The following is a 24716-nucleotide window of genomic DNA, read 5'->3' as shown; positions in this document are numbered from 1 at the left end:
TGGAGAAAAAGTACTTTATAATATTTTGTATGGTTTCAGCAATAGCTGTTTCTGCACAGACCATCGATTTCAAGGGGTGTACGCCTCTTTTTGAAGATCAGTTATTCGTATTTAACAAAGCTTCTTCTGATGCGAATGGCAAAGGCATTTATATTACTTCTCCCGTAGATGGTGATCAGCCATGTGGCGGTTTGGGAACTTGTGAGTTTAAGATAGAGTTTAATTCTGCTGAAAACCGTTGGGAGTTTATCGCAGACAGTGGAAATGGTGATTTTGTGAATCCTTACCTTATTTTTTATAATTCCGGAGGAAATGCCACAGCAACCAATCCACCCGCTGCGAATGTTGGGACATGGGTAGAGAATACAGCGGTAACTGCAGGCGCGTGTGGCGGCAATCTTACCACAGCTAATTCTACGATGACCGGCGATGTACACACCAGCACACTGGCTGTTTTGGATAATCATGCCAATAAAATTCAGTTTTTCCCTAATCCGGTTAAAGATATTTTGACGGTTTCAGGCATAAAAGCAGAATCCTACAGGATTTATAATATGGCTGGTCAACTTGTAAAATCAGGTGGGTTTACAGAGAAAACAGATCTCAGCGATATGAGAGCCGGCACTTATATCTACCAGGTGATTTCGACATCCGGAACTGTCAACGAGTTTAAATTTATTAAGAATTAAATTCTAAAACAAATTCCTTTAAACAACAAAACTCCCGCAATCGCGGGAGTTTTGTTGTTTAAAGGCTGTAACGGATAAAGCTTAGTAAGGATTATTCAGTTATCTTTTTGGTAAAAATGTAATAATTTTTGTCTACTTCTGCTGGTTTATCCGATTTCAGCGTTGCAGTTTGCCATTGGTCTGTTGGTTTCAGTTCCTGCCCGTCGGATAGGCGAATGGGAAGCTTGAGCCCGTTGATGGCGTTGGTCCATCTATAGGACAACTGATTACCGTTTTGTTTATATTCCAGCGTAGGTATCTTTGTAGTTCTCAAATATTGTTTAAAAACTGTTGACAGGTCTCTCCCGGATTTTTTGATGATGTAATCCTCTACCTGAGCGGTTGTAACGGTCTTATGGTAAAAATCCTTGTTAAGGCCTCTCAGGATTTGGCGGAATTTCTCATCATTATTAATGATCTGCCGGATGGTATGGATCATATTGGCACCTTTGTAGTACATATCGCCGCTGCCTTCGTTCCTTACGCCGTATTGACCAATAATAGGCTTATCATTTTGGATTTTATTCCTTAAGCCCTGTACATACCGGTTGGCGTCGTCTTTTCCCCACAAACTTTCTATGTACAACGTCTCAGAGTAGTCTGTAAATGACTCATGGATCCACATATCGGCCTGGTCCTTAGCAGTAATATTATTGGCAAACCATTCATGCCCGGACTCGTGAATAATGATGTAATCCCACTTTAGCCCAACTCCGGTTTCCGAAAGGTCGTTGCCCAGGTAGCCATTCATGTAACGGTTGCCGTAAGCAACATTGCTCTGATGCTCCATCCCGAGGTGTGGCGACTCTACCAGTTTATAAGAATCTTCATAGAACGGGTAGGGCCCAAACCAGTATTCAAAAGATTTGAGCATTGGTTTTACCTGTTCAAACTGCTTTTTCGCTTTGTCCAGGTTATAATCCAAAACCCAATAGTCCAGGTCCAGCTTGCCTTTTTCGCCATTGAAGGTTTCTTTAAAATTAACATACTTCCCGATGGACGGGATTATCGAATACGCATTGATTGGATTCTTCACTTCCCATAGCCAGGATTTTTTATCTCCTATATTTTCTTCTTTTATCAACCTTCCGTTAGCGACACCTACCAGATCTTTTGGGGTAATGATTTTGAAACTAATGCCATGATCCGGCTCATCACTCCAGATATCTTTGGTTGGCAGCCAGATGCTTGCCCCAATCCCTTCGTCGGCAGCAGTCATCCAGGGGTTGCCGTTTTTATCTTTGGTAAAAACCCAGCCACCGTCCCAAGGTGCATTTTTTGCAATAACCGGCTGTCCGGAAAAAGTAATATCTATAAAATGCTTTTCACCCTTTTTAAAAGTTTTCTTGGCAGTAATGAATATAAAATCACCATCCGGCTTCTGATCCGCGACAGGAAAACTTGCTTTGATTTGATCCGCCTTCATAGGCTGCTGCAGGTCAATCTGGAAGGTTGGGTTTTTAATATCCTTCTCAATGACGATACTTATTTTATTATGCCCTTTGATGCTTTTGGCAGAGAAATCCGGCTCTACAACAATATCATATTTTTTGACGTCCCAAAAATTCCTGTATCTGGTATTAGACCCTTTCAGAGAATCGGTTTTGGTAAATGTTTCTGGTGTGTCAAAGAACTGCGCAGCAGACAACCCTGATATTAAGACAGAAAGAAGTAATAGTTTTTTCATTTTTAATTGTTGCAGATTATTGGTTAAAATTAAACTAATAATTGAAATTTGACAAATGCCTCTTCACGACACAATTGCCCTGCAAAGATAATAAATTGCACAAATCTCTTTTAAAAAAAGCAGGATTCTTTCTGCTCTGGTATTTTGAAAGATACTATTATGAATAGATTTTATTGTTAAGTGGCAGAACATAACCTGATTCACCTTTAAGATAAAACAGGTGGATGGCATGTCTTTTATCCTTATGCTGTTTTTTTTCATCTGCTTATTAATAATAAAGTGCAACCTGTTTCTTTTGCATTATAATTGTAATCCTCTAATTTTGTAAAAAATAAAAGATGACCTGGACAGAAGTACTGCAACCAATAAAAGAAAGTGATTATTTTAAGAATCTTTGGGCTAAAGTGAAATATGAGTACAATACTGCGCCATGTTTTCCGCCAAAAAACGAAATTTTCAGGGCTTTGGAATTAACCGAATTTGATGATATCGAGGTGGTTATCATTGGCCAGGACCCTTATCATAATGATGGCCAGGCTAATGGACTTTGTTTTTCGGTTTCAGAGAGTGTGACGGCACCGCCTTCACTCAAAAACATTTTTACAGAACTAAAATCGGATACCGGTATCGATCGCAAAAACAAAGATTTGCAGGATTGGGCAAAACAGGGGGTCCTGCTTCTTAATGCCACTTTGACGGTGCAGGCCCATCAGCCCAATTCCCACAAAGATCTGGGGTGGGAACAGTTTACAGATTATATTATTCAGCAAATATCTGATAAGAAAACCAATGTGGTTTTTGTGCTTTGGGGAGCCTTTGCACAGAAGAAAGCAGCGCTGATAGATCAGCAAAAACATCATATCATACAGTCTGCCCATCCGTCGCCGTTCTCTGTTTACAGAGGGTTTTTTGACAGCAAACCATTTTCTAAAATCAACGATTACCTGAGAAGCAAAGGCAAGAGGGAAATAGTCTGGGGATAAACTTCAGGCCGGGAAACCGGATTATTCCTTAGTGTAGCCAATAGTGGCAATGGGTGTTTTATCTTTACTGCCGGGCTGGGCGGTAAGGCTTTGCAGGGTAAACCGATAGCCTGCATAGCTAAAAGACTGGCTGGCCTTTTTGGGTTCAAAATCCCTTGTGGCGAGCTCAAAATTGGCAGGCGCCTGTTTGGAAGTGGCGTGGATATCCAGTATCGCAATGCCTTGCCAGACACAGTTGACATTGGCCGGGCACCGGCTGTCTTCCAGGATATTGGCAAACTCCAGGGTGATATTGGCGTTGGGTATTGTTACCTTTTTATTAATCTCAATCGTTACCGTATTATTGTTGGCGACTGGTGCTGTGGTCTGTGTCCTGCAACTGATGAGTAGAAACAGGCAGGCAAATAATAATATCCTGATTTTCATAGTCCGTTATTTATTTTTTTCCAAAGGTTATAAGGGGTTAACGTAATTTTCATTGGTGTTTGGGGTTTCAAATGATGGCCATTTCATCGTATTCGTTTTAGAAGAAAATATAATAGGCAACCACCAAAAGCATTGCCAAACCTACCATAAAATTAAATCCCGTACCATAAACAAAACCAATAAAAGCCCCTTTCATCGAGTTAAAGGCTTTTTTCCTGTCGTTGATGTCATGCAGCAGTTCCCCGATAAAAACACCCAGGAGCATGCCGATCAAAAAACCAAAAGGGACAGGGATAAAAAAAAGCCCGGCAAGCGTCCCTACAAACGAGCCTATGCTGCCATAGCGCGTGCCGCCATACTTTTTATTGGTTCTGGCAGGTATAATGTAATTGATAACTGTGGAGATCACCGTTAATGCCGCAAAGATCCATACATAGAGCATCGGCATCTGGTTATCGGTACCAAATTTGAAGATCAGTACACCGCATATGCTCAGCAAAAGGCCGGGCAAAACCGGGAGAAAGGTCCCCAGCAGGCCAATTACCAGAAGCGCCAAAGCCACAATATCAATAATAACAGAATCCATATATTTGGAATAAACAATTATTTTTTAAAGATATAAAAAATTCATTTCATAATTTTGTCAGGATGAATGACCAGTTAAAAGATACCAAAGATTTTATTCAGGATATTACAGAAGGTCTGTTTTATTACATAGGAGCGCACTTTCCCGACGGGTTAAGCTTGTTCTTCCAGGTGGCTACAAAGATTCTTCTGATTCTTTTCACCTATTTGATCTTCGATTTTATCTTTAAGATCTGCATTAATTCCATCTTTAGGCTTTTCCGTAACGAAGAGCGGTACCCTGTGATGAAGTCGATACAGCATGCCAAGATTACCAACTCGTTTGCCCATCTTTTTGCACTGCTGATTGCCGGCTCGGTACAGACTTCCATCTTTTTGGGCTACCTCAAAAAAACAACGCTTTTCTCCGAGAGGATGATCAATTTTGCCATGGTACTGGTTATTGCCGGCCTGGCATTCCGCTCACTAAGGGCTTTTGGCTACTACAGCCTTATCAAAAAAGATTATTACAGGAACTTTGCCATCAGAACCGTATCAGAAACCGTAAAAATCGTAGGGATTTTCATCTTCTCGGTCATTGGGATCTGCGTGATTTTCGGGATTAACAGTACCACCATCATTGGTAGCCTGGGAGCCATTACGGCTATTATGGTACTGGTCTTCCGCGATACGATCCTGGGATTTGTGACCGGGCTGAATGTGGCCACGTCCCGTAACATGAAAGTAGGCGACTGGATTGCAATCCCCAAATACAGTATAGAGGGGTATATCGAGGATATTGGCCTGCTGACAACCAAGATCAAAAATTTTGACAAAACCATATCCACCATCCCTACTTATGATCTGCTAAGCACCGAGATCCGTAATTACCAGGTTATTTCAGACGAGAACACCAGGCGGATCAAGAAGTCGATTGTGTTTAATATGAAATCGCTCAATTTTGTAGATGACGAGCTCATGGCCAGGCTAAAAAAAATAAACCTTATACAGACTTATATCAACAACAAGGAAGCCGAAATCAAGAAAGAACGCGCTGCCATGGATAATCCCGACGAGATCATCAACGGTAACCAGCTGACCAACATAGGCGTTTTCCGGAAGTATGTGCAGAATTATCTTAAAAGCAGTGGCAAGATCGATCAAAAAGAACTGATCCTCGTCAGGCAGCTGCAAAGCTCGCCCGAAGGCCTGCCGCTGGAGATCTACTGTTTCGCCACCGAAGCTGATACTACCAAGTACGAGGCCATCCAGTCTGATATCTTTGACCATCTGCTGGCTGCCGCCAAGAAGTTTGAGCTGGAGGTGGTACAGAAGGCTTAGCATCAGGAGCAGTAGATAAGCCATGAGATAAAAGAACCAGGGCAAAACAGTCAGTATAAGTCCTGTCATCCATCCATTCATCCTCTGTACACCTGTTATTTATTAACCGTTAATTATCATTTATCCATTATAACTATGACAAAATTAAGTGTCAATATCAACAAGATTGCAACCCTGCGCAATGCCAGAGGCGGCGATGTGCCCAGTGTAACCCAGATAGCAGTAGATGCCCAGCGGTTTGGCGCCCAGGGTATCACTATCCACCCAAGGCCGGATGAGCGGCATATCACCAGGAAGGATGTCTATGACCTCAAACCACTTGTAACCACCGAGTTTAATATAGAAGGCAATCCTCACAGGCCATTTATTGATATGGTTTTGGATGTAAAGCCAGACCAGGTAACTCTGGTTCCCGACGCTGATGATGCCATTACGTCTAATGCCGGGTGGGACTGCGAAAAGCATTTTGATTTTCTAAAAGGGGTGATTGCGGAGTTTAAAGAGGCGGGCATCAGGACTTCCATTTTTCTTGACCCCAATCCCGCGATGGTGCAGTCTGCAGCGGCAACCGGAACCGACAGGATAGAACTGTATACAGAGGCTTATGCCAGGCATTATCCCAAAGATAAAGAGCAGGCCGTCAAAGCTTATTTTGAGACCGCAGTAGCCGCCGGGGAGTATGGCCTGGGGATCAATGCGGGGCACGATCTCAGCCTTGATAACCTCCAATACTTTGCCGACAATATCCCCAACCTGCTGGAGGTATCCATCGGCCACGCCCTGATCTCGGAAGCCCTATACATGGGACTGGAAAATACCATCCAGGCTTATCTGAAACGCCTGGCAAAATGGTAATTTAAAAAATAAAATAATGGACATTTTACATTCAAAAATATACGGAGAAGAAAGAACAGAAACGCCACTTTTGGTTTTTCATGGATTGTTCGGAATGCTGGATAATTGGGGAAGTTTTGGGAAAGAATTTGGAGAATTGATGCCGACGCATTTGTTGGATTTAAGAAATCACGGTCGTAGTTTTCATTCAGATTCTATGACACATGATGATTTGGCGAATGATATTCTGAATTATCTTGACGCTCATAACATTCAAAAAGCCAATCTATTAGGACATTCATTAGGTGGAAAAGCGGTGATGCAATTCGCCATTAACTTTCCTGAAAGAGTTGAAAAACTAATTGTTGCAGATATTTCCCCCAAGGCTTATCCTCCGCATCATCAGGGAATCATCAAAGCGTTGCAATCTGTGGATTTTAATAAGGTTGAATCAAGACAGGATGTTGAAAACGTTTTAGGCGAATACATTCACGAGAAGTTTGTGATTCAGTTCCTGATGAAAAACCTGTACTGGACAGAGGATAAAAAATTAGCTTGGAGATTCAATCTTGAAACTTTGGCTTCAAAATATACTGAGTTTGTTTCTAATGCAATTAAATTCGGTGTTTTTGGTGGTCCGACTTTGTTCATTGCCGGAGCTAATTCCAATTATATTCTTCCACAAGACGAGTTTCTCATCAGACAACAATTCCCGAATTACAAACTCATCAAAATCAAAAATGCAGAACATTGGGTTCAGGCTAATAATCCTGTTGATTTCAATGCGGCTGTGAAAGAATTTTTACAGAATTAAGAATATTAACCATATAGAAACATAGATTTAAATTCTAATTAAGCTGAAAAGAATCATCTCTATGTGTCTATGTGGTTTTAAATTATAAAAAACTTTGAAGTATCTTTGTAATTCCTAAATGAAAAAATACCAAGAAACCATTTATAAAATCATTTTGATTTTTTCTGTTGTCATCAATCTGTTTTTGATTGTGCTGATGTTTTTCGCTCTCAGAGATTCGTTTTCTGGAAATGGAGAATGGTTTTTGGAAGGTAGAAGTTTTTGGTTTTTCATTGGTGTAATTCTAGCTTATTCTGTTTTGAATTGTTTTCTTTTGCTTCAGATTTTCAAAAGAAAGAAACAGACTTAACTTGATCACTCAGCAAATTTTGTAAATTTTTCAATCAATTTATCCAAGATGAAAGATAAATTGATTGAAAATTATTTATTAAATCCTATTGATATTTAATTTTAATAGAATTATTATATGATTTAAGTTGTATTAATAAGTTTAGAAGAGCGCAATCTTATTTTTGTCCGCAAATAAATCTAAATGAAAAAGCTTATTACAACTGTACTTTTTTGTGCAACAGTTTTTGTGTTTGCGCAAAAAGGTAGTATCTCTGGGATTATTAATGATAGTAACCAAATTCCTTTGCCTGGGGCAAAACTAACTTTAACACCTGGTAATTATTACACAATATCTGATGCTACAGGCGATTATGTCTTCCTTAATGTTCCAGAAGGAACCTATACGCTAACCGTAGATTATATTGGTTATGGCAGTCAGCAATCAACAGTAGTTGTGAAATCCGAGAATAATACTAGCGTAGATGTTTTGTTTGATAAAAATAAATCAACTACAATAAAAGAGGTTCGGCTTCTTGGTATTAGCAGACAAAACCAAGCTAGAGCCCTAAATACGCAGAAAAATAATTCTAATATCACCAATATTGTTTCGTCTGATCAGGTAGGGAAATTTCCGGATTCTAATATCGGAGATGCTTTAAAACGAGTACCTGGGATTACGATGCAAAATGACCAAGGTGAAGCTAGAGATATTATTATTAGAGGTTTGGCTCCAGAACTTAACTCAGTTACTCTCAATGGAAACAGAATTCCGTCAGCAGAAGGTAATAATAGACGAGTTCAGATGGATCTAATTCCTTCCGATATGATTCAACTTATCGAAGTTAACAAAACCTTAACGCCAGATATGGATGCAGACGCCATTGGAGGCTCCGTAAATCTCATCACAAGAACTGCACCAAACAAAGAAAGAATATCTCTTACCGCGGCTGGGGGTTATAATCCTATTAGAGATAAAGTATCTAGTAATACAGCTTTTATGTATGGTAACCGTTATTTTGGTAAAAAATTTGGGTTTGTTTTCAACGGTTCTTATAATAATCAAGATTATGGGTCTGATAATGTAGAAGGTGTTTGGGCGCAAGATAAATTTGGTAATGCTTACATCAGAGAGATGGATATTCGCAAATATGATGTAAGAAGAGAGCGTAAAAGTTTAGGGGCTAATTTTGATTTTAAAATTAATGATAAAAATATCATCAAAGCTGGTGCTGTTTATAACTGGCGAGACGATTGGGAAAATAGGTATAGACTGAGATTTAATAAAGTTACACCTATCTACGACAAAACAGATGAAAGTCTTATTACTGGTTACAAAGCTGATCTTAGAGCACAAACCAAAGGTGGTATAGATACTGATAAAAGTAAAGCGGCAAGGCTAGAACGCCAGATTATGCAAAACTATTTTATCAATGGTGAACATTTGTTGGGTTCTCAGCTACAATTAAATTGGTCTGGAGGTTATTCACGAGCGTCCGAAGACCGCCCTAATGAACGTTATATAGATTATCAGTCAAAGGGAGTAGCACTTTCTGGTTATGATAGTGAGAAAGAACCATTACTAACGCCAACAACAGAACCTACACTCAAATCCTTTAAATTCCGAACACTTACGGAGCAGTTTGGTCATACTTATGAAGATGAGATTACGGGGAAAGTAGATCTTAGAATTCCGCTTAATATCATATCAGAGCAAAAAGGCAGATTGAGATTTGGAGCAAAAACAAGAATCAAACAAAAAGAAAGAGAGAACAGTTTTAATGACTATACTCCAACCGATGCCAACACCAGCTTAGCCACAATGGATAAAATTAATCCAGTCTATTGGGATGGTAAAAATTGGTCTCCAAATAGCAAGTATATCCCAGGATATTTTGCATCAAAACAATTATTAGGCAATTTGGATTTATACAATACAGGAATGTTTTCTTCAGAAAGTAATCCTGCAGAATATCTAGGCGTAAATTACAAAGCCAAAGAGCAAATCTATGCTGGATATATCCGTTGGGACCAAAATATTACGGATGATTTTTCTTTCATTGCAGGTCTTCGTTTAGAAAATACCCACACAGAGTATACTGGTAATATCACCAAAACCGAAGATGATGATGTAATGTTAGAAGGTGAGAGAAAAATCAAAAACGACTATACCAATTATTTGCCAAGCATTACCTTCAAGTATACGCCAACAGATGATATGGTTCTTAGGGCTGCTTATACAACTTCTTTGGCAAGACCAGGTTATTACAATTTGTCTCCATTTGTGAATATTACACCAGGAGAAGATGCACAAATACATGCAGGTAATCCAGATTTGAAAGCTTCTTATGCTCATAACTTCGATGTAATGGGAGAGTACTATTTCAAATCAGTGGGATTAATATCAATTGGTGGTTTTTACAAAAAGATTAATAAATTTATCTTTAATTACATCGATCAAAATTTTACAAGAGACAAGTTTACACAACAGTTTCCTGATCTCGCTAATGATTTGGGAGCAGATAACACCTACGTATTTTCACAAGCCAGAAACGGACAAAGTGTAGACGTTTATGGTTTTGAAGTTGCTTTGCAGAGACAACTAGATTTTCTACCTGGTTTTCTTAGTTATTTTGGGATTTATGCCAATTATACTTATACACATTCCAAAGCCAAAGGTATTGTAGGAGATGATGTACAAAGAGAAGGTCTTATGTTGCCAGGAACAGCACCACATATGTTTAACTCGTCCTTATCTTGGGAAAACAAAAGATTCTCCGCGCGTGTATCGCTTAACTATACAGCTTCTTATTTAGATGAGATTGGAGGTGTTGCTTTTGATGACCGTTACTATGATAAACAAACCTTCTTAGACGCTAACGTATCTTATGCCATCACAGAAAAAATAAGATTCTTTGTTGAAGCTAATAATCTTACCAATCAACCATTAAGATATTACCAAGGCGAAAAGAACAGAACAATGCAAATGGAATATTATAAACCAAGATACAACGTAGGACTAAAATTCGATTTTTAATGAAAAAGATATTATTGATAGCTTCGGTTTCTTTTTTGATGGTACAATGTACATCTATGAAGGTTAAACCAGTTTATAAAACACAAAAAGTTCAGTTTGATACAGATGATCCAGCATTTTGGATTAATCCACAAGATGCCTCCAAAAGTTTAATTTTAGGTACAGACAAAGAAACCAATGGAGGGATTTATGTTTACGATTTAAAAGGTAAGATTGTAAATAAAGTTTTGGGGATACAACGTCCCAACAACATTGATGTAGAATATGGATTAGAAGTAGGTGGTAAAAAAATGGATATCGCTGTATTTACAGAGCGCGAAACTAACAAAATACGTGTTTTTTCGGTGCCAGATCTAAAACCAATAGATAACGGAGGGATTTCTGTTTTCGAAGATAGCGATCAAAAAAGTCCAATGGGTATTGCATTATATAAAAACCCTGCAACACAACAAATTTATGCAGTTGTTGGGAGAAAAACAGGACCTTCTGGCTCGTATTTGTATCAATATCTACTGAAAGATGATGGTAATGGACAAGTAATTGGAGAGCTCGTTCGTAAGTTTGGCGAATACTCAGGTAAAAAAGAAATAGAATCTATTGCAGTAGATGATGCTTTGGGAGTAATATATTATTCTGATGAACAATACGGGATTCATAAATATAATGCAGATCCATCAGCTTCTAATGAACAATTAGCTTTATTTGGTACCAATGATTTCAAATCAGATATCGAAGGGATTTCTATTTATCCAACAGGTGAGAAAACAGGTTATATTTTGGTCTCAGATCAGCAAGCCAATACTTTTAATGTCTATAGACGTGAAGGAGATACTAATAAAAATACATACCAAAGGATTGCTATCATACCAGTTTCTACTAAAGAAAGTGATGGATCGGATGTTAGTAATGTTAATTTTGGACCAGATTTTCCTAAAGGTATGTTTGTAGCAATGAGCAACGGAAAAGTTTTTCACATCTACGATTGGAGAGATATAGAAGCTCTTATTTTGGCACAACAAAATAAAAAATAAAAACAAGAGGATTATCTGAAATTCTTACACAAAAGCTGCATTGGTAAATAATGCAGCTTTTCTTATTTTATGTGATTAAAAATCATTTCATAAATCTACAATTTCGCTATATTTGCACATATGGTTTTAGTCACCGGCGCTACAGGAATACTCGGAAGAGTGTTTGTTCTTGAACTTTTAAAGCAAGGAAAAGAAGTTCGCGCAACAAAAAGACCTTCTAGCAATCTGAAAGAAGTAAGAGCGTCCTATCGTTTTTATACAGATAAGCCGGATTTTTATTTCGATAAAATCCAATGGATTGATACCGATTTCGAATCTATCGAGTCTCTTCAGGAGGCTTTGAAAGGTGTAGATGAGGTGTACCATTGTGCTGCAAAAGTCAGTTTCAACCCCAGAGACGATAAAGAACTTTTTAAAACCAATATAGAAGGTACCAAAAATCTGCTGTACGCTATAGACAGTACCAAGGTTAAAAAGTTCCTTTTTGTAAGTTCTATTGCGGTATTGGATGGTTATAATGAAGCCGGGATGATGGATGAAAACTCTGATTTTAACCCAAAGCTGCAACACTCCGGCTACGCGATTTCCAAGCATCTGTCTGAGATGGAAGTCTGGAGGGCATCTGCCGAAGGCCTTAATACCATTATTATCAATCCGGGACTGATTATAGGCTCCGGAAACTGGGGCAGCAGCAGCGGGGACCTGATGGCCAAGTCTGCATTGCCTGTAACTTTCCCGGGTGGCACGTCTTATGTGGATGTCCGCGATGTGGCAAAGACGGCCATTGCGCTAATGGCTAAAAATACCTTTGGTGAGCGGTTTATTATTAGTTCAGAAAATTACAAATACCAGAAGATTTCGGATCAGGTAAGGCAGGCAGAAGGTCTGCGCCGCGCCAGGATCATCGCTCCTTTTTTCCTTGATTTGGCACCAATTATTGGGACGCTCTTGGGCTGGCTTGTGCCGGGGCTTAAGCTGCTGAACCGGTCTAATGTGGAGGCGGTAAAGTCAGACTCGCGCATCTCAAACAAAAAAATTACAGATGTATTGAGCTATCACTTTATCCCGGTTGCCGAAAGTATTGATTTTCATCTTAAAAACTACCTTTCTGATAGGGAATAGGGATATTCATTTTCGATGCTATTCATTGCTCAGTTCTTTTAAAATTAGTATTTTTACGAACCTTTTTAGTAAAAATCTAATCTAAAGTTTATAAATGAACACACAGCAATTTGTCAACCGCCATATCAGCCTCAACGAAGCTGATAAAGTGGAAATGCTAAACAAAATCGGTGTTAGCAGTATCGATGAACTCATTTCTCAAACCATTCCTCACAGTATAAGATTGCAGAAAGAGCTGGAGCTCGCAGAGCCACTTTCTGAATATGAGATGCTTTTGCATTCTAAAGATCTGGCAACTAAAAATGTAGATTTTGATACCTACATTGGTTTTGGATATTTTAACACTATTTTGCCTTCGCCAATCCAGAGAAATATTCTGGAAAACCCAAGCTGGTACACCGCCTATACGCCGTATCAGGCAGAGATTGCCCAGGGCAGGCTGGAGGCGCTCCTTAATTTCCAGACCGTTATTTGTGACCTTACCGGTTTCCCGATGGCTAATGCGTCTCTTCTGGATGAGGCTACCGCTGCGGCAGAAGCAATGCACATGTTTTTCAATAACAGAAGCAAAGCGCAGAAAAAAGATAATGCGATTAAGTTCTTTGTGTCGGACCTTGTTTTACCACAAACGATTTCTGTGCTCAAAACCAAAGCAGAAGGGTTGGGTATTGATATTATTGTAGGCAATCACGCCAGTCATCAGTTCAACGATTCTTATTTTGGGATCCTGTTGCAGTACCCGGGCAAAAACGGTATTGTCCTGGATTATACCGATTTTATCGCTTCGGCTAAAGGATTTGATCTTCAGGTTGTTGTAGCCTGTGACCCAATGGCATTGGTGAAGTTAAAATCACCGGCAACCATGGGTGCTGACTGTGCCGTGGGCACCACGCAGAGATTTGGGATCCCGATGGGATATGGCGGGCCTCATGCTGCCTTTTTTGCCTGCAAAGACGATTACAAAAGAGACATCCCGGGAAGGATCATTGGTGTTTCGCAGGATGTGTACGGCAGACGCGCGTTGAGAATGGCACTGCAAACCAGAGAGCAGCATATCAAAAGAGAAAAAGCAACATCCAACATCTGTACAGCCCAGGTCCTGCTGGCTGTTATGGCAGGGATGTATGCCGTCTACCACGGGCCAAAAGGCCTCAACTTTATTGCGGATCAGATCCATTATAAAACCAATGCCCTTGCAGATGCACTCAGGATCTTGGGATATGATATTGTAGACGAGCCGGTTTTTGATACGGTAAAGTTCAGGCTCCATGAGGAAGAGAAAACCTCTTTGAGAATGAAGATGAGAGATCAGAAGATTAACCTTAATTACTTCTCTCAGGGAATTGTAAGCATCTCTATCAATGAAACGACTACGGTAGAAAAACTGAATAAATTAGTTGATGCCTTTGCCCAGTTCAAAGCAAAACAAGGGTATAAACTGACGCTTAAAGAAGAATATTCGATCCCGGCTGAGTTGCTGAGGACAGACGAAATCCTTACGGAAGAAGTTTTCAACAAATACCATACAGAGACAGAACTGATGCGGTATATCAAACGCCTGGAAAGAAAAGATTTGTCTTTGACCCATTCTATGATTTCCCTGGGTTCCTGTACGATGAAACTGAATGCCGCTACCGAAATGATCCCTTTATCATGGGCAGAATGGGGCAGCATCCATCCGTTTGTACCTACAGAGCAGGCCGGCGGTTATCAGCTGATGATCAAACAGCTGGAGAAAGACCTGGCAGAGATCACAGGCTTTGCAGGCACTTCTTTGCAGCCTAATTCCGGTGCCCAAGGCGAATATTCCGGTCTGATGGTGATCCGCGAATACCATAAAAACAGAGGAGAAGGCCATCGTAATATTGTTCTTATCCCACAGTCGGCACATGGTACCAATCCGGCTTCTGCAGCCATGGCCGGGATGAAAATTGTAGTGGTTAAAAACCTGGAAAATGGTGAGATTGATTTTGAGGATCTCAAAGCAAAAGCCGAGCAGCATTCTGCAAACCTTGCGGCTGTTATGATTACTTATCCTTCTACCTATGGTTTTTTTGATGCCAATATCAAGGAGATTACAAAACTGATTCACGAGCATGGCGGCCAGGTTTATATGGATGGTGCCAATATGAATGCACAGGTCGGCTATACAAGCCCGGGGAATATAGGGGCAGATGTCTGCCACCTGAATCTGCACAAAACCTTTGCAATCCCGCATGGTGGCGGTGGGCCGGGCGTAGGCCCCATCTGTGTGGCAGAGCATTTGGTTCCGTTTTTACCAACCAACGCTAATATTCCTGTAGGTACCAAAGATGCTATTGACGGGATTTCAGCTGCGCCTTATGGTTCCGGGTTGATTCTTAATATCTCATATGCTTATATTAAAATGCTGGGGACATCGGGACTTAAAAAAGCCACCGAGTATGCCATCCTGAATGCCAATTATCTGAAAGAGATTTTGGCTGAGCATTTCCCTATTCTTTATGCCAACGAAAATGGCAGGGTAGCCCATGAGTGTATTGTTGACTTCCGCCAGTTCAAATCTTTGGGGATTGAGGTTGCCGATGTTGCAAAAAGGCTGATGGACTATGGTTACCATGCACCAACTGTCAGTTTCCCTGTTGCTGGTACTCTGATGATAGAGCCTACAGAATCCGAAAGTAAAGAGGAGATAGAACGTTTTGCTGAAGCGCTAATTAATATCAAAAAGGAGATTGAAGAGATTGCCAACGGTGATGCGGATAAAGATAACAATGTCCTTAAGAATGCACCTCATACCGAGCAGGTCGTTATCTCTGACAACTGGGATAAACCGTATGGCAGAGAAAAAGCAGCGTATCCGCTGGAATGGGTGCGTACACACAAATTCTTTGCAACGGTGTCAAGAATTGATGAAGCCTATGGCGACAGAAATCTTGTCTGTACCTGTGAGCCTATAGAAGCGTATATGTAGTGCTTGACAAAAAGATAACAGACTGTTGAAAGATAGTTGAGCAGGCTAAGAGCTGATTCTCATGTCTGGATTCCTGGTCTGATATAACAAAGCCTCTCCTTAAATGGAGAGGCTTTTTGTTAATCGTTCCACCAATGCGTGAATGTTTGTGGCTCGCTGTTGAGGTTTAGTTTTTCACCAATAAGGGGCGTGTAAAGATTGAACTTTTCCTGAGCGCAGTTATCGCATACTTTTTGCAAAGGCTCTGTCCACGGGTGTTGTGCCAAAGCAAACTTCCCTGAGTGGACTGGCAAAACATTTTTCACATTAAGATCTTCTGCAACTTTCACAAATTCATTGGGCAATGTATGGATGTAACGCCATTTCTCGTTATACTGTCCGTTTTCTAGGATGGCCCAGTCAAAAGGGCCATATTTTTCACCAATTTCTTTAAAATGGACATCATAACCGCTGTCACCACCAATGAAAATCCTTTTTCCGGGACTCTCAAGAACGTAGGAAGCCCACAGCGTATTATTCCTTCTAAACCTTCTGCCGGAAAAATGCCTGGCTGGCGTAGAAATGATCCTGAAATCTTTTGCTAATTCTGCCTCATCATACCAGTCCAGCTCGATAATCTGATCTTCGTCAAAGCCCCATCGTTCAAAGTGGGCACCCACGCCTAATCCACAAATCACCTTATTGATTTTAGGCTTTAATTCTTTAATCGTTTTATAATCCAGATGGTCATAATGGTCATGTGAGATGATAAGAAAGTCAATAGGAGGAAAATCATCGGCATTATAGATATCCGAACCAGCAAACGCTTTCGTAGTTCCGGGGATGGGTGAGGCATTCCCGCTGAAAACAGGATCTACAAGGAAGCGCTTCTTATCTAACTGAAAATAATAAGAAGAATGTCCCATCCAAACCAGGAAATCATCGTCAACAGGTTGGTCTTTAAGATTGGTTTTTTTGGAAGGCAGCATATGGTCTGGCCTTTTGTGAGATGTTTTGTCTGTTAAAAATTGCCACATGACCTGTGGCATGCTGTAACCTTCTGCCAATGCAGGTGTGGGGCTTAGATTCCGGAATGTGCCATTGTTGTAATTGGGAGACTGTTTTATCCTCATAAGCCTTTTTCCTTCGGCTTTTCCTCCAAAAACAGGATGATTATAGAGATAAATGGCTAAAACCAACAGTATTAAGATAATGTAAATCATAAAAGAGAAAATATTTTTTGACCGATTAGGATAGTCAATCAATATGACGCCAAAATCTTGTTTTTCCTTCAATTATTTTTCTATTACCATCAATTTTTTTGATAAAATGAAATTCCGATAGAGATTTATAAAACATATCACATTTTTTTTTCTGATAACCTACATCTATTGATTTTTGAATAGATAGTTTTTTTTGATTCAGTTTTAATATAATTTAGATGATTTTTAACATAATATTAATTTTAAAACTAATATAGGATTGTAAATAGTTAAATTATTTTTTAAATTTATGACATAAAACAATTAATCATTATCTTTGATTAAAATATAACGATTAAGGTTATTGATTATGCATAATATCATAATTTGTTTAGATTAATTAAAAATAATTAATAGCTGTTTTCGATTAAGCCTTATCTATTAACCATATAAAAACAATCGAACCTTATGAAATCCAATGTTCTTAAAAAAGGTTTTATCTCTATTCTTTTACTGTTTTTTGCAGTTTCTAAATCACAAACCACAGACAGTTCCAAAGTTGAGGAACCCAAAGAGGTGGTAAAATATCCGCAGTTTCAGTTCAAGGGCCTTTTTCAGGCGCGTTATGTGGAGAGTCTTACAAAAGATGTAGATGTTAATGGCCTGCATCATGTAGACCAAAGCGGCACAGATAACACGTTCCTGATTAAGTATATGCGGGTGCAGATGCAGGCGAAGATCAGCAAAAGGACTAATGTGGTAGTATTAGCCAATTTGGCAGATTTTAAAAACGACCCCAAATCCAGAGTATTGGAGAATGCTTATTTGAAATATACCTTCAGCCCAAAACTCTCCATTACGGCAGGGCAATTCCGTCCATGGTTTGGGATAGAGGAGACTTATCCGATTGATATAATAAAATCCCTGAACTGGTCTAACCAATATACCGAATTTGGAAAATTGGGATGGACGAGTTTTCAGATTGGCCTCTCTGCCAACGGCCAGCTAAAGTTGGGTAACATGCCGTTCAAGTATGCCGTGTCTGTGGTGAATGGTAATGGTAAAAATCAGATTAACGACAGCGATAATGGTAAGCAATATTCTACAAGGCTGGTTTTTGGCCTGGTGAAAAAATACGGGCTCAACCTGGGGCTTAACGGTGGCGTGGGAGAAGTATCTTCTCACAAAGTATATGCGCTGGGCGCCGATCTGACATCATTAGTCCAATTTGATCCCAAATGGAGTCTGGACATGCAGCTGGAAGCCAAACAAGGCACCAATCATGTTCTTTATTACGCATTGGATCCGGCTTTAAGATCGTCTAATATCAATGATTATCAGATTAGAGGGATTTATTTTCTTCCTAATTTGAGGTATGAGATTCATCATAAAAACTTAAGTGCATTTGAGTTCTCCTGCCGTTATGAATATCTGGATACGAATTATAAAATTAATTCTAATCCAAGGCAAACCATTACACCAATGCTGGGCTTGGAGTTCCTCAAAGATTATGGTGCAAGAATCCAGTTGGGGATGCAGTTTGACCGATACAAAAACCAGACGCCTAATACAACGCAGTACAACAACAATCTTTTTATAATACAGGTACAAAGCAGATTTTAACCGATTAATACAATCATTATCATGAAAGAAATTAACATCAGAAATGTAGCCATTACAATTGCCATTGCGGTTTTATTATGGTTTATTCCGGTACCTAAAGGCGTTACAGAAGATGCCTGGCACCTGTTTGCGATTTTTGCAGCCACTATTTTGGGGATTATCCTCAAAGCGGCACCGATGGGAACGATGTGTATGCTTGCTTTAGGCGTTACGGCGCTTACACAGGTATTAGCGCCGGGTGATGCCGGCAAGTCGATTACAAAAGCATTAACAGGCTTTGGTGATAAAGTGATTTGGCTTATAGGGATTTCGTTTTTTATTGCCAGAGGTTTTATCAAAACTGGTTTGGGCAACAGGATTGCTTTTCTCTTTATCCGTATTTTTGGTAAAAGCTCTCTCGGTTTGGCCTACGGGTTGGGGCTTGCAGATCTATGCCTTGCGCCGGCTATACCAAGTAATACTGCACGTGGCGGTGGTATCATTTACCCGATTATGAAGTCTATGGCCATTAACTTTGGCTCGCTGCCGGACAAAGAAGAAACGCACAGGAAACTCGGTTCGTTTTTAACGTTGAATAGTTATTATATGAATCTGATAGCCTCGTCTATGTTTTTAACTGGGACTGCCAGTAACCCGATGTGCCAAAAGTTTGCAGCCAATCTGGGGATTAACATCACATGGATGTCGTGGGCCGAAGCTGGTTTTCTGCCAGGCCTGGTAGCTTTCTTTGTAGTGCCATTTGTTTTATACAAACTTTATCCGCCTGAACTCAAAAAAACAGAAGACGCGCCCAAAGTAGCTTCACAAAAACTGAAAGAGATGGGGCCAATTTCTAAAAATGAATGGCTGATGCTTCTCGCGTTCTTCATTCTTTTAGGGCTTTGGATTTTTGGAGGTGCGTTGTCTATTGATGCTACTACCACTGCTTTTATGGGGCTTACTTTGTTATTGTTAACTTCTGTACTGACCTGGGAAGATGTAAAATCCGAAAAAGGAGCATGGGACACCATTGTTTGGTTTGCAGTGCTTGTGATGATGGCCAGTTCACTGAATGATCTTGGGTTTATAGGCTGGTTCAGTGGCCTTATCAAAACAGAAATATCCGGTTTGAGTTGGCAGGTGGCATTTCCGGTCATTGTTATTGTTTACTTTTTCAGCCACTATATATTCGCCAGTGCAACAGCACACGTTGCAGCCATGTACGCAGCGCTGTTGGGCGTAGGTGTAGCGGTAGGTGTGCCGCCAATGTTGCTGGCTATGATGCTTGGGTTTGTGGGTTCAATTTATGGCGTTCTTACACAGTATGGTCACGGCCCGGCGCCAGTTTTCTTCGGAAGCGGTTATGTGGATCTTAAAGCCTGGTGGCTTCGGGGCTTAGAAATTGGTGTGGTCCTGCTTATCATTTATATGGTTGTAGGCGGACTTTGGATGAAAGTTCTTGGTTATTATTAATCTTTAAAACAAAATTATGCTATCTACATTATCCAGGAAAATGCTTATGTGCCTTACGGGGCTTTTCTTAAGTTTTTTCCTTCTGATACACTTTCTGGGAAACCTGCAGCTGTTTCTTCCGCAGGAGCAGGCTCATTTACAGTTTAACACCTATTCCCATTTTTTATCAGGCAATATTATTATCAAGATTGTTTCTTATGTGTTGTACGCCAGTATTATTTTACATGCTGTGGACGGCCTGATTATTACAATCAAGAATAGAAAAACACAAGGTAATTATCAAAATGACCGCCGTGCAAGAGCCAGCAAATGGTATTCACGCAATATGGGGATTCTGGGTACGATACTCTTGATTTTTCTGGTGATTCATTTTCAGAATTTCTGGTATGTTTACAAATTTGGTAGCATTCCACTCGATAGTAATGGGAATAAGGATCTTTACATTCTGGTTGTTACTGTTTTCAAAGAATGGTGGTATGTGGTTATTTATGTATTATCTATGATTGCTTTGTGTTACCACCTTATTCATGGCATTTACAGTGCAACCCGAACATTGGGCCTGTTTCATCCCAAGTATGTAAAGTGGTTTCATAAAGCTGCTGTTGCTTATGCCGTGATTATCAGTCTTGGTTTTGCGATCATGCCTGTTTATGTCTTTTTTACAGCCAAATAAAAATGAAAAATTATGATTCTAAACTCAAAAATACCAGAAGGCCCTCTTGAACATAAATGGGCCAATTATAAAAAAACAGCCAAAATTGTAAATCCTGCCAACCGGAAAAAGCTGGATGTTATTGTTGTGGGTACAGGTCTGGCAGGCAGTTCCATTGCAGCATCTCTGGGCGAGATGGGCTATAATGTAAAATCATTCTGTTTCCAGGATAGTCCCAGAAGAGCACACTCAGTTGCTGCGCAGGGTGGCGTAAACGCGGCTAAAAATTATAAAAATGATGGCGACAGTGTTTACCGGATGTTTGTGGATACCATAAAAGGTGGTGATTTCCGCGCCAGGGAAGCTAATGTTTACCGTATGGCAGAATGTTCACTCAACCTGATAGACCAGGCTGTTGCGCAGGGCGTCCCGTTTGGGCGGGAATATGGTGGTTATCTTAATAACCGTTCCTTTGGTGGTGTGCAGGTCAGCAGGACCTTTTATGCAAGAGGGCAGACCGGGCAACAGTTGCTTTTGGGAGCTTATCAGGCTTTGCAAAGGCAGATTGGTAAAAAAAGCGTGCAGCTTTTCTCCAGGCACGAGATGCTTGACCTGGTTGTTGTAGATGGCAAAGCACGAGGCATCATTGCCCGGAATCTGGATACCGGCGAGTTGGAGAGGCATGCTGCCCACACCGTAATCCTGGCCACGGGCGGATATGGCAAAATCTATTACCTGTCAACACTGGCCATGGGGTGTAATGGCTCAGCAATCTGGCGGGCGCATAAAAAAGGGGCGCTGATGGCTTCGCCAAGCTGGATTCAGATCCATCCCACATGTTTACCACAATCCGGAGATTATCAATCCAAATTAACGTTAATGTCAGAATCCCTGAGAAACGATGGCAGAATCTGGGTTCCCATGAAAAAAGACGATGCCAGAGATCCTAATACCATTCCGGAAAATGAACGTGATTATTATCTGGAACGCCGTTATCCGGCATTTGGTAACCTTGCGCCAAGAGACATCTCTTCCCGCGCTGCCAAAGAAAGAATTGATGCCGGTTATGGTATTGGGCCACTTAAAAATGCCGTGTATCTCGATTTTTCCAAAGCTATCAAAGAGCAGGGCAAGAACAAAATTCAGGAGAAATATGGCAACCTCTTCGATATGTATCTCAAGATTACCGGATATGATGCCTACAAGCAGCCGATGATGATTTCGCCAAGTGCCCATTTCTCGATGGGTGGTTTGTGGGTAGATTATGAGTTGATGACGACTGTGCCTGGTTTATTTGCTTTGGGTGAAGCTAATTTTGCAGATCACGGTGCCAACCGATTGGGTGCCAATTCTTTGTTGCAGGCTTCTGTAGACGGTTATTTTATTGCGCCTTATACCATTGCCAATTATCTGGCCAATGAGATCAGGACAGGTAAAATAGCATCGGATACTCCGGAATTTGATGAAGCAGAGAAAAATGTAAGACAGCAGATCGATCAGTTTATTAATATTAATGGGACAAAAACGGTGGATTATTTCCATAAAACATTGGGTAAGCTGCTTTATGATTATTGCGGATTGGCAAGGAATGCCGAAGGCCTGCGCTATGCCATTGCTGAAATTAGAAAACTGAAAGAAGAGTTTTACAAAGATGTCAAAGTCTCAGGATCCGGTAATGCAATGAATGCCGAACTGGAAAAAGCCGGCCGTGTGGCAGACTATTTTGAGATTGGTGAGCTGATGTGTTACGATGCCCTGACAAGAAATGAATCCTGCGGTGCGCACTTCCGCGAAGAGTATCAGACACCGGATGGTGAAGCCTTGCGTGATGATGTACATTACCAGTTTATATCCGCTTGGGCGTGGACAGGAGAAAATAACGAGCCGGAGCTTGTTAAAGAGCCTTTGGTTTTTGAAGAAATACAACCTACAGTTAGAAGCTATAAATAGAAAATTATGGATTTACATCTTAAAATATGGAGACAGAAAGACCGCCAGTCCGAGGGTAAATTGGTCAATTATGATCTGAAAGATCTAAACGCCAACATGTCTTTTCTGGAGATGCTGGATACACTGAACGAAAAACTGATTTTAAGTAACGAAGAACCTGTAGAATTTGATCACGACTGCCGCGAAGGGATTTGTGGCCAGTGTGGTATGATGATTAACGGCATTGCGCATGGCCCTCTCAAACATACGACGACCTGCCAGTTGCATCTTCGTTCTTTCAAAGATGGCGAGACTATTGTGATAGAACCCTTCCGGGCAGAAGCTTTCCCTGTGAAAAAAGACCTGAAGGTAGACCGTTCTGCCTTTGACAGGATTATCTCTTCCGGAGGCTTTGTTTCTATTAATACGGGTCAGGCGCCTGATGCTACAGCCATTGCCGTAACACACAAAACTGCGGAGGAAGCCTTTGATTCGGCGGCGTGTATTGGTTGTGGTGCCTGCGTGGCGACCTGCAAAAATGGTAGTGCCGCTTTGTTTACGTCGGCTAAAATTACCCATATGGTACTGTTGCCACAAGGGAAGGAGGAGCGGGATGAGCGTGTCCTGAATATGGTGAATCAGATGGATGCCGAACATTTTGGGCACTGCTCTAATACTGAGGCTTGCGAAGTAGAATGTCCACAAGGTATATCGGTACTCAATATTGCCAGAATGAATTATGAATACAACAGATCTTTGTTTTTCAGAAAGAAATAATGTCTTTTAATTGATCTGATTACAATTCATCTGTCTTTTTGATTGCAGACGTAATGCAATTTTTCCAATAAAAAATGTCAGTTTTATATTGGAGGAGTTGCATTTTTTGTGGTTATTCATTTTGTTTTTTTACCAGCAGGATCCAGTCGTTATCAAGCATTTTGTAACCCTGGTCATATACAAAAAAATACTGGGCGCCATTCTTATAGGTAACGGGCTGTGTTACAAAATCAAAGTCAAAACCGGCAGATAGAAGTTTTTGGCGGCTGATTTTTGTTTTTCCTTCCGGGTTATTTTCAGAAAGGATACGGTAATTTTTGCGGAGTTTGTTATTTACATTCCGCATAAAGTTGGTGGTGGTTTTGTTCTGCTTGTTATTGAATGCATTGCGGCAGGCATCAGAACAGAATTTTTTATCAGATCTACCGACGATTTTGTCGCCACATTCCGGGCATGTTAAGTTCTCCATGGTGTTTTTGTTTTAGGATATAAGTTTTATAAAATATTTGCAGAAATCTTTATTCAGTATTTAAAATAATTCAGATATTAATTTTTTTTAAAAACATTGATTTTAATCTTTACTCAAAATGACCATTTGGTAATTATCACCAAATGACCTGGAAAATAGAGGGTTATAATCTTATTCTAAGTTAAAAATAATTTTAATATAAATTTAGATTAATATAAATATTCGTTTACAAACGCTTACAAACGGATATAAATACTTTTTAACCGAATCTTTTTTCCACTGTTTTGAAACTTTGCATCAGGAAAACCGGGAAACACGACAACAGAATCCGGTTTTAAATGTCTAATTTCAAAAAACAATTTATTATGTCGTTAAGAAACAAAGTGACATTAATTGGTCACACAGGCAAAGATGTAGAAATCTTTAATTTTGAGAACGGGAACCGCAAAGCGACCGTTACGCTGGCAACCAATGATTATTATACCAATTCTAATGGTGAAAAGGTGGAAGAAACCCAGTGGCATAACCTTGCTGCTTATGGCAAAACAGCCGAAATCCTGGAAAAATATGTCCCAAAAGGGAAAGAGATCGCCATAGAGGGAAAACTCACCTATCGGTCTTATGAGGATAAGGATGGAGCTAAAAGAACAATTACAGAAATCAGGATAGAAGAACTTCTCCTGTTAGGTAACAAGTGATGCGAAGAGGAGAAGTTAGCAATAACTTCTCTTTTTTCTTGATTTTAAGGTAAAAATAACATTTCTGTCTATTGAGGTTAAAAGTTTA

The 24716-nt window shown here is 40.2% G+C and carries 21 protein-coding genes; 16 read left to right on the top strand and 5 right to left on the bottom strand.

The genetic code is table 11. The features are described 5' to 3' along the window. Window positions 1–29 precede the first annotated feature (29 nt). Window positions 30–689, top strand: coding sequence for a T9SS type A sorting domain-containing protein (locus tag B0B05_RS05955; RefSeq protein WP_185116209.1), 660 nt, complete (start codon window positions 30–32; stop codon window positions 687–689). A gap of 91 nt (window positions 690–780) precedes the next feature. On the opposite strand, the gene B0B05_RS05950 is transcribed toward B0B05_RS05955, so the two are convergent. Continuing rightward, entirely contained in the window at window positions 781–2415 is a 1635-nt protein-coding gene (locus tag B0B05_RS05950) for a M1 family metallopeptidase (protein WP_076782679.1), read from the bottom strand. A 338-nt stretch (window positions 2416–2753) separates the two neighbouring features. Between B0B05_RS05950 and B0B05_RS05945 the strand changes: the two genes are divergently transcribed. After that, complete coding sequence (locus B0B05_RS05945) at window positions 2754–3398, top strand: uracil-DNA glycosylase (RefSeq protein WP_076782678.1); 645 nt, start codon at window positions 2754–2756, stop codon at window positions 3396–3398. A 21-nt stretch (window positions 3399–3419) separates the two neighbouring features. Here the strand turns inward: B0B05_RS05945 and B0B05_RS05940 are convergent, their stop codons facing one another. Further along, window positions 3420–3824: a hypothetical protein gene (locus B0B05_RS05940; RefSeq protein WP_076782676.1), complete on the bottom strand. Its 405-nt coding sequence runs from the start codon at window positions 3822–3824 to the stop codon at window positions 3420–3422. Window positions 3825–3921: 97 nt separating this feature from the next. Beyond that, complete coding sequence (locus B0B05_RS05935; RefSeq protein WP_076782674.1) at window positions 3922–4410, bottom strand: DUF456 domain-containing protein; 489 nt, start codon at window positions 4408–4410, stop codon at window positions 3922–3924. Window positions 4411–4472: 62 nt separating this feature from the next. Here B0B05_RS05935 and B0B05_RS05930 point away from each other — a divergent pair, with 62 nt between their 5' ends. From B0B05_RS05930 to gcvP, 8 genes are all read left to right on the top strand, one after another. Continuing rightward, a complete protein-coding gene (locus tag B0B05_RS05930) occupies window positions 4473–5729 on the top strand; it encodes a mechanosensitive ion channel family protein (protein WP_076782673.1) in 1257 nt (418 codons plus the stop codon). Window positions 5730–5864: 135 nt separating this feature from the next. Next, entirely contained in the window at window positions 5865–6584 is a 720-nt protein-coding gene (locus B0B05_RS05925; RefSeq protein ID WP_076782671.1) for a pyridoxine 5'-phosphate synthase, read from the top strand. A gap of 16 nt (window positions 6585–6600) precedes the next feature. After that, the gene (locus tag B0B05_RS05920) at window positions 6601–7377 is read left to right on the top strand and encodes an alpha/beta fold hydrolase (RefSeq protein ID WP_076782669.1); all 777 of its coding nucleotides are present in this window, start codon (window positions 6601–6603) and stop codon (window positions 7375–7377) included. Window positions 7378–7495: 118 nt separating this feature from the next. Continuing rightward, a complete protein-coding gene (locus B0B05_RS05915) occupies window positions 7496–7726 on the top strand; it encodes a hypothetical protein (RefSeq protein ID WP_076782667.1) in 231 nt (76 codons plus the stop codon). Window positions 7727–7909: 183 nt separating this feature from the next. Continuing rightward, entirely contained in the window at window positions 7910–10741 is a 2832-nt protein-coding gene (locus B0B05_RS05910; RefSeq protein ID WP_076782664.1) for a TonB-dependent receptor, read from the top strand. Next, the gene (locus B0B05_RS05905; RefSeq protein ID WP_076782662.1) at window positions 10741–11772 is read left to right on the top strand and encodes a phytase; all 1032 of its coding nucleotides are present in this window, start codon (window positions 10741–10743) and stop codon (window positions 11770–11772) included. Before B0B05_RS05910 ends, B0B05_RS05905 begins: the two co-directional genes overlap by 1 nt. Before the next feature lie 120 nt (window positions 11773–11892). After that, window positions 11893–12894: an NAD-dependent epimerase/dehydratase family protein gene (locus B0B05_RS05900; RefSeq protein ID WP_076782660.1), complete on the top strand. Its 1002-nt coding sequence runs from the start codon at window positions 11893–11895 to the stop codon at window positions 12892–12894. 94 nt (window positions 12895–12988) lie between these two features. Beyond that, complete coding sequence (gene gcvP, locus B0B05_RS05895; RefSeq protein ID WP_076782658.1) at window positions 12989–15847, top strand: aminomethyl-transferring glycine dehydrogenase; 2859 nt, start codon at window positions 12989–12991, stop codon at window positions 15845–15847. Between the two features lie 119 nt (window positions 15848–15966). Here the strand turns inward: gcvP and B0B05_RS05890 are convergent, their stop codons facing one another. Next, window positions 15967–17049 (bottom strand): MBL fold metallo-hydrolase, encoded by a 1083-nt coding sequence (locus B0B05_RS05890; protein ID WP_076782761.1) that lies wholly within the window; start codon window positions 17047–17049, stop codon window positions 15967–15969. A gap of 447 nt (window positions 17050–17496) precedes the next feature. Between B0B05_RS05890 and B0B05_RS05885 the strand changes: the two genes are divergently transcribed. The 5 genes from B0B05_RS05885 to B0B05_RS05865 are packed head-to-tail and all read left to right on the top strand — an operon-like array spanning window position 17497 to window position 23461. Continuing rightward, window positions 17497–18651, top strand: a complete 1155-nt coding sequence (locus tag B0B05_RS05885) for a porin (protein WP_076782656.1) — start codon at window positions 17497–17499, stop codon at window positions 18649–18651. A 21-nt stretch (window positions 18652–18672) separates the two neighbouring features. Next, window positions 18673–20103 (top strand): anion permease, encoded by a 1431-nt coding sequence (locus B0B05_RS05880; RefSeq protein WP_076782653.1) that lies wholly within the window; start codon window positions 18673–18675, stop codon window positions 20101–20103. Between the two features lie 16 nt (window positions 20104–20119). Next, on the top strand, window positions 20120–20776 hold the full coding sequence (locus B0B05_RS05875) for a succinate dehydrogenase cytochrome b subunit (RefSeq protein ID WP_076782651.1): 657 nt from the start codon (window positions 20120–20122) through the stop codon (window positions 20774–20776). Window positions 20777–20788: 12 nt separating this feature from the next. Next, window positions 20789–22705: a fumarate reductase/succinate dehydrogenase flavoprotein subunit gene (locus B0B05_RS05870; RefSeq protein ID WP_076782648.1), complete on the top strand. Its 1917-nt coding sequence runs from the start codon at window positions 20789–20791 to the stop codon at window positions 22703–22705. Window positions 22706–22711: 6 nt separating this feature from the next. Continuing rightward, entirely contained in the window at window positions 22712–23461 is a 750-nt protein-coding gene (locus B0B05_RS05865) for a succinate dehydrogenase/fumarate reductase iron-sulfur subunit (protein WP_076782647.1), read from the top strand. Between the two features lie 112 nt (window positions 23462–23573). Here the strand turns inward: B0B05_RS05865 and B0B05_RS05860 are convergent, their stop codons facing one another. After that, window positions 23574–23930 carry a DUF2116 family Zn-ribbon domain-containing protein gene (locus B0B05_RS05860; RefSeq protein WP_076782645.1) on the bottom strand — a complete coding sequence of 119 codons (357 nt, stop codon included), beginning with the start codon at window positions 23928–23930 and terminating at the stop codon, window positions 23574–23576. A 365-nt stretch (window positions 23931–24295) separates the two neighbouring features. On the opposite strand from B0B05_RS05860, the gene B0B05_RS05855 reads away from it, so the two are divergent. Then, window positions 24296–24628 (top strand): single-stranded DNA-binding protein, encoded by a 333-nt coding sequence (locus B0B05_RS05855; RefSeq protein ID WP_076782759.1) that lies wholly within the window; start codon window positions 24296–24298, stop codon window positions 24626–24628. Window positions 24629–24716 lie beyond the last annotated feature (88 nt).

Origin of the sequence: Epilithonimonas bovis DSM 19482, assembly GCF_900108115.1 — a bacterium.
GTDB lineage: Bacteria > Bacteroidota > Bacteroidia > Flavobacteriales > Weeksellaceae > Epilithonimonas > Epilithonimonas bovis.
This window is presented reverse-complemented; position numbering and strand designations above follow the sequence as displayed.

Excerpts from the sequence above, each read along its gene's own strand:
- B0B05_RS05955 (WP_185116209.1), top strand. The coding sequence starts at position 30 with ATGGTTTCAGCAATAGCTGTTTCTGCACAGACCATCGATTTCAAGGGG.
- B0B05_RS05950 (WP_076782679.1), bottom strand. The coding sequence starts at position 2,415 with ATGAAAAAACTATTACTTCTTTCTGTCTTAATATCAGGGTTGTCTGCT.
- B0B05_RS05945 (WP_076782678.1), top strand. The coding sequence starts at position 2,754 with ATGACCTGGACAGAAGTACTGCAACCAATAAAAGAAAGTGATTATTTT.
- B0B05_RS05940 (WP_076782676.1), bottom strand. The coding sequence starts at position 3,824 with ATGAAAATCAGGATATTATTATTTGCCTGCCTGTTTCTACTCATCAGT.
- B0B05_RS05935 (WP_076782674.1), bottom strand. The coding sequence starts at position 4,410 with ATGGATTCTGTTATTATTGATATTGTGGCTTTGGCGCTTCTGGTAATT.
- B0B05_RS05930 (WP_076782673.1), top strand. The coding sequence starts at position 4,473 with ATGAATGACCAGTTAAAAGATACCAAAGATTTTATTCAGGATATTACA.
- B0B05_RS05925 (WP_076782671.1), top strand. The coding sequence starts at position 5,865 with ATGACAAAATTAAGTGTCAATATCAACAAGATTGCAACCCTGCGCAAT.
- B0B05_RS05920 (WP_076782669.1), top strand. The coding sequence starts at position 6,601 with ATGGACATTTTACATTCAAAAATATACGGAGAAGAAAGAACAGAAACG.
- B0B05_RS05915 (WP_076782667.1), top strand. The coding sequence starts at position 7,496 with ATGAAAAAATACCAAGAAACCATTTATAAAATCATTTTGATTTTTTCT.
- B0B05_RS05910 (WP_076782664.1), top strand. The coding sequence starts at position 7,910 with ATGAAAAAGCTTATTACAACTGTACTTTTTTGTGCAACAGTTTTTGTG.
- B0B05_RS05905 (WP_076782662.1), top strand. The coding sequence starts at position 10,741 with ATGAAAAAGATATTATTGATAGCTTCGGTTTCTTTTTTGATGGTACAA.
- B0B05_RS05900 (WP_076782660.1), top strand. The coding sequence starts at position 11,893 with ATGGTTTTAGTCACCGGCGCTACAGGAATACTCGGAAGAGTGTTTGTT.
- gcvP (WP_076782658.1), top strand. The coding sequence starts at position 12,989 with ATGAACACACAGCAATTTGTCAACCGCCATATCAGCCTCAACGAAGCT.
- B0B05_RS05890 (WP_076782761.1), bottom strand. The coding sequence starts at position 17,049 with ATGATTTACATTATCTTAATACTGTTGGTTTTAGCCATTTATCTCTAT.
- B0B05_RS05885 (WP_076782656.1), top strand. The coding sequence starts at position 17,497 with ATGAAATCCAATGTTCTTAAAAAAGGTTTTATCTCTATTCTTTTACTG.
- B0B05_RS05880 (WP_076782653.1), top strand. The coding sequence starts at position 18,673 with ATGAAAGAAATTAACATCAGAAATGTAGCCATTACAATTGCCATTGCG.
- B0B05_RS05875 (WP_076782651.1), top strand. The coding sequence starts at position 20,120 with ATGCTATCTACATTATCCAGGAAAATGCTTATGTGCCTTACGGGGCTT.
- B0B05_RS05870 (WP_076782648.1), top strand. The coding sequence starts at position 20,789 with ATGATTCTAAACTCAAAAATACCAGAAGGCCCTCTTGAACATAAATGG.
- B0B05_RS05865 (WP_076782647.1), top strand. The coding sequence starts at position 22,712 with ATGGATTTACATCTTAAAATATGGAGACAGAAAGACCGCCAGTCCGAG.
- B0B05_RS05860 (WP_076782645.1), bottom strand. The coding sequence starts at position 23,930 with ATGGAGAACTTAACATGCCCGGAATGTGGCGACAAAATCGTCGGTAGA.
- B0B05_RS05855 (WP_076782759.1), top strand. The coding sequence starts at position 24,296 with ATGTCGTTAAGAAACAAAGTGACATTAATTGGTCACACAGGCAAAGAT.